At 75.2% G+C, this 5182-nt stretch carries 3 protein-coding genes; all 3 read left to right on the top strand.

The features are described 5' to 3' along the window. The first annotated feature begins 284 nt into the window (after window positions 1–284). The 3 genes from ACFW2E_RS41075 to ACFW2E_RS41065 all read left to right on the top strand — a co-directional run bounded on the left by ACFW2E_RS41075 (window position 285) and on the right by ACFW2E_RS41065 (window position 5153). A complete protein-coding gene (locus tag ACFW2E_RS41075) occupies window positions 285–3266 on the top strand; it encodes a hypothetical protein (RefSeq protein ID WP_384475496.1) in 2982 nt (993 codons plus the stop codon). Between the two features lie 42 nt (window positions 3267–3308). Beyond that, on the top strand, window positions 3309–3980 hold the full coding sequence (locus ACFW2E_RS41070) for a FadR/GntR family transcriptional regulator (protein ID WP_384475493.1): 672 nt from the start codon (window positions 3309–3311) through the stop codon (window positions 3978–3980). 156 nt (window positions 3981–4136) lie between these two features. Beyond that, a complete protein-coding gene (locus ACFW2E_RS41065; protein WP_384475490.1) occupies window positions 4137–5153 on the top strand; it encodes a PAC2 family protein in 1017 nt (338 codons plus the stop codon). Window positions 5154–5182 lie beyond the last annotated feature (29 nt).

Here is a 5182-nt window from a genome sequence, read left to right as displayed (position 1 = left end):
TCCCGGCGCGGGGCCCTCAAACCGGCTGCGGCCCCCCCCCCCCCCGCGGCCCCCGCCCCTCTCCGTCGTAGGTGCCGGCCACTCGTGCCGTCGGCCGGTGAGCCGACCCCGGATCGCACGTCCACACGCCCCCGCGGCACTTCCGCACGCTCCCTCACAGGTGTTTCGAACAGGCGGTTCGTCACCGGTCCGGCCACTAGAACGGATGGCTCCGACACAGCGGTACGGCACCGGAGTCCGGCCCGGGGAGCGCTCATATGCAAGGCGGTTGGCACCGTGCCCGGGTGCGGCGGCGGCTGGGGTTCGCCGTGTGCGGGGCCGCGCTCGCGGCGCTGGCGGGCGTCCTGCGTCTGTGGTGGCGCAACGCCGCGACCGCGGGCGTCCTGATCTCGGCGATCGGCGCGTTCGTGTCGGTCGCGGCGCTCGTGGCCGACGTCCTGCGCGGCGATGCCGACCCGCCCCCGCGACCGGACGACGAGGACCGGCGGCGGGCCGCCGACGCGCTGGCCGAGGCCGTACGGGACCAGTGGGCGGCGGAGGCCCGGCTGCGACGGCTGCAGGACCCGGCCCCGCTCGACGTGCGCTGGGCGCCCGCGGACCGGCGGCTGGCCGACCACCCCGGGAACATCCGGCGCGCCCAGCCCCTGCCCCCGCCGCGCGAGGCCCGGATCGAGGACCTCACCGGCTCGTTCGCGACGCTGCCCGGCCGGCGCCTGGTGGTGCTGGGCGGTCCGGGGTCGGGCAAGAGCGTGCTCGCGGTGCGGTTCGTCCTCGGCCGGCTGGCCGCGCGGCGCTCCGGCGGACCGGTACCGGTGATCTTCCCTCCGGCGGGCTGGGACCCGCGGCGTACCGGCCTGCGCGACTGGCTCGCGGACCGGCTCGCCGCCGACTACCCGCCGCTCGCCGCCGTCTCCGACGGGCGGCGCACCCTCGCCCGCGCCCTCCTCGACGCGGGGCTGGTCCTGCCGGTCCTCGACGGCTTCGACGAACTGGCCCGGCCCGACTACGGGGAGGCCGTGCGCCGCATCAACTCCGAACTCGACGACGACCTGCCGCTGCTGCTCACCAGCCGGGGCGAGGCCTGGGCCACGGCGGTGGCGGAGGGGGACGTACTCACCGCGGCCGAGGTGGTCGAGCTGCTGCCCCTCGACCCCGCGCAGGCCGGCAGCCATCTGGAACGGACGGCCCGGCCCCTGCGCACCGGGGACGGGGAACCCGGCACCGTGTGGACGCCGGTGCTGCGGGAGCTCGCCCGGCGGCCGCGCGCACCGCTGGCGCAGGCGCTCACCGCTCCGCTGATGGTGGCGCTGGCCCGAGCGGTGTACGGCGACACCTCGCGCGATCCGTCGGAGCTGCTCGACACGGAGCGCTTCGCCACGGCGGCCGCGGTCGAGGAGCATCTGCTCGGGGCCTTCGTCCCCGCCGCGTTCGCGGACTCGGGACCGGGCGCGACCGCCGACGCGATGCGCCGGCTGACCCTGCTGGCCCGGACGCTGCAGCGGCGCGGCACGGGACGGCTGGCGTGGTGGGAGCTCGAGTCGATGCTGCCGCGGGCCCTGCGGGTGTACGCGCCGGGGCTGCTGGCACTGGTGGTGCTGTCCGCGCTGGTGCTGCCCGGCACGGCGGCATGTGCGGCGGGCGAGCTGGCGGGTGTGGAGGACGTCGTCTCGGTGGCCGCCGCGCTGATCGGCCAGACCCTGGGGTTCGCCTTCGGGGCGGTGTGGCTGCTGCCGTCGGACGGCGACCGGCCCGGCCTGCCGTTCCTCGCCCGGCAGACACTGGTCACCGCGGGGGTGAGCACGCTGCTGTGGGCGGGCTTCGCCGCCGCCGACGACCTGCGTTTCGGCTTCCGGTTCGGCGCGGTCACCGACGGCTGGGTGCCCGATCTGCTCGGCGGGTGCCTGTTCTCCCTGCTGTTCACCCTGTTCTTCGGCATCGCCGGGCTGCCGCGGCGGCCGCTGCCGCTCGGCCTGCCCTGGACCGGCGCCGCGGGACGCGCGGTGGCCCGGATCTGCGGGGCGGCCCTGCTGCTGGGCGGCACGGGCACGGCGGGGGCGGCGCTGCTCGGCCGGTCCGGCAACCCCTGGACCGTGCTGGTCGGCACCACCTGTGCGGGGGCGGGCGCGGCACTGCTGGTGAGCGCGACACGGCGGGCCGGACGGGACGGCACGCGTCAGGCCCGGGTGGGCCGGGTGGCCCGGCGGTTCGCGGCGGGCGTGGTCCGGGGCACGGCCGCCGCGCTGCTCGTCGGGGTCACCGCGTGCACGGCCGCGGGGCTCGGCGCGGCGGGGGTGACCGTGCTCAGGTCCGGCTCCCCGGCCGACCTCTCGGGCCGGCGGATCGACGGCTGGCGCTTCACGGAGCGGCCCGGCCTCAGGACGGCGGCCACCGTGCGGCCGCTGCGCGGCACACTGCTGATCCCCGGCAGCGGGGCACGGCCGGTCGCCTACCCCGAGGGCACTCGGCCGCCCGACTGCACGATGCCGCTGCTGCACGGCCGCAGATGTGTCCCCTTCACCTCCCGGCGCACGGTGTTCGAGTCCCGGGACGGTGCCGTGCTCGTACGCCTCACCCTGTCCGGCGGTACGGCGGGGGCTCGGCCGTCGGAGACGGCGGCGTACGCGGCGAACCTGCGGTCGGTGCTGCCCCGGGCGGCCCGGGGCTGGCTGACCCGGGGCCCGGCGGCGGGCGTTCTGGCGCGCTTCCTGCCGACCTTCGTGGCCGGCGGGGTACTGATCGGGGTGGTGGGCGGCTGCGTGTGCGGTGTCTACCGCGCCCTGAGCGTGCCCTCGGACATCATGCGCGCGACCGGTCCCGGCTCCTCGCTGCGCACGGACCGGACGGCATCCCTCACGCGCGGGGGTGTCGTGGCACTGCTGGTCGCCCTCGTCTGCGTACCGGTGGTGGCGCTGCCGGGCGACTGGGGCGGTCTGGTGCACATCGGCACCCAGCTGTGGCTTCCGCTGGGTGCGGCGGCGCTCTCGCTCAGCGCCTGGGGGCGCTTCACCGTCGCCCGCGTCTGGCTGGCGTTGACGGGGCGGCTGCCGTGGCGGCTGATGGCGTTTCTGGAGGACGCCCATCGACGCGGTGTGCTGCGGCAGTCGGGGGCGTGCTTCGAGTTCCGGCATCTGCGGCTGCAGTCGTGTCTCGCGCGCGGCGGGCCGGAGGACGACCGGGCCGGTTCCGCCGCGGTCGACGCGCCGAGGCCGCGCGAGGCCCGGGACGGGCCGGTCCAGGACGGGCGGGTCCGTGACGTACCCCCATAATGTGCTGAGACATCGGATGTCTGGGCGACGGGGAGGCACGCCATGGCGGTCACCGACGAGGCGATCGGAAAGATCAAGGACATGATCGTCTCCGGTGCGCTGCGGCCCGGTGACCGGCTGCCCAAGGAGAGCGAACTCGCCGCCGAACTCGGTCTGTCCCGCAACTCCCTGCGGGAGGCCGTGCGCGCGCTGTCGTTGATCCGGATCCTGGACGTGCGGCAGGGTGACGGCACGTACGTCACCAGCCTGGACCCGCAGTTGCTCCTGGAGGCGATGGGCTTCGTCGTGGACTTCCACCGCGACGACACGGTGCTCGAGTTCCTCGCGGTGCGCCGCATCCTCGAGCCCGCCGCGACGGCGATGGCGGCCCCCCGGATCAGCGAGCAGCAACTGGACGCCCTCTCGGTGCAGTTGGACGCGCTGGGCGCGGCACCCTCGGTGGAGGAGCTGGTCGCCTGCGACCTGGAGTTCCACCGAGGGATCGCGCAGAGCGCCGGCAACTCGGTGCTGTGCGCCCTGCTCGACGGCCTGTCCGGGCCGGCCACCCGGGCCCGGATCTGGCGCGGACTGACCCGGGAGGACGCGGTCGCGCGCACGTTGCGCGAGCACCGGGCGATCCTGGCCGCGCTGCGGGACCGGGACGCGGAGGCGGCACGCTCGTGGGCGACCGTGCACATCGCGAGCGTGGAGCAGTGGCTGCGCGGTTCCCCGTGAAGTCCTGGTGAAGTCCTCGGTTCCGCCCGGGGGTGTTCGAGGCCGGCGAACGGGGCAGTGATCCGTTCACTCCCCCGTGCAAGGGGGCTGCGGGCGCCCCCGCCGGAAGCCGTAAGGTTGGGAGGTACGCGAGGGCACGTCGGAAGGAGGCGCTGGGTGATCGAGCTGGAGGGAGTTCCCGAGCTGATCGACCCAGTCATGGTGGCCGCGTTCGAGGGCTGGAACGATGCCGGTGACGCCGCTTCCACCGCGGTGGCGCATCTGGAGCGGGAGTGGAAGGGCGAGGTGTTCGCGGCGCTGGACGCCGAGGACTACTACGACTTCCAGGTGAACCGCCCCACGGTGTGGATGGACGCCGGCGTCCGCAAGATCACCTGGCCGACGACAAGGTTGTCGGTGGTGCGGGTCGGCGGCGAGAAACCGCGCGACCTGGTGCTGGTCCGGGGCATCGAACCGTCCATGCGCTGGCGCTCGTTCTGCAACGAGCTCCTCGGCTTCGCGCACGAGCTGGGCGTCGAGCTCGTGGTTGTCCTGGGCGCCCTGCTCGGTGACACCCCGCACACCCGTCCGGTGCCGGTCAGCGGTGTCACGTCCGACCCGGATCTGGCCCAGCGGATGGACCTGGAGGAGACCAAGTACGAAGGCCCCACGGGCATCGTCGGCGTCCTCCAGGAGGCGTGCGCGCACGCGGGTGTCCCGGCGGTGTCGCTGTGGGCCGCCGTACCGCACTATGTGTCGCAGCCGCCCAACCCGAAGGCGACGATGGCCCTGCTCAACCGCCTGGAGGACCTGCTCGACCTGCGCATTCCACTGGGCGAGCTGCCCGAGGACGCGCGGGCCTGGCAGGTGGGCGTGGACCAGTTGGCCGCCGAGGACAGCGAGGTCGCCGAGTACGTCCAGACGCTGGAGGAGGCCCGGGACACCGCCGAGCTGCCGGAGGCGTCGGGTGAGGCCATCGCCCGCGAGTTCGAGCGCTATCTGCGGCGCAGGGACGTCAGCCCGCCCGGCGGGCACGCCACGGCGGACGGCGGGGACGGAACGTCGTATCTGCGGGACAACCCGAGCGGCCGGGCCCGGCCCCCGAAGCCGCCGAAGCCCGGCAGCACCCCGGAACCCGGCTCCCCCCCGGCCACCCGGAAAAACCCCCAGGGCACCACCGCGGGCACTGTGTAGCGCGACGGCCCGGGCCTGATAACAAAAGA

The sequence above is a fragment of the Streptomyces sp. NPDC058964 genome (assembly GCF_042741275.1).
Lineage (GTDB): Bacteria > Actinomycetota > Actinomycetes > Streptomycetales > Streptomycetaceae > Streptomyces.
This window is presented reverse-complemented; position numbering and strand designations above follow the sequence as displayed.

Coding starts and splice junctions, on each gene's coding strand:
- ACFW2E_RS41070 (WP_384475493.1), top strand. CDS start 3,309: ATGGCGGTCACCGACGAGGCGATCGGAAAGATCAAGGACATGATCGTC.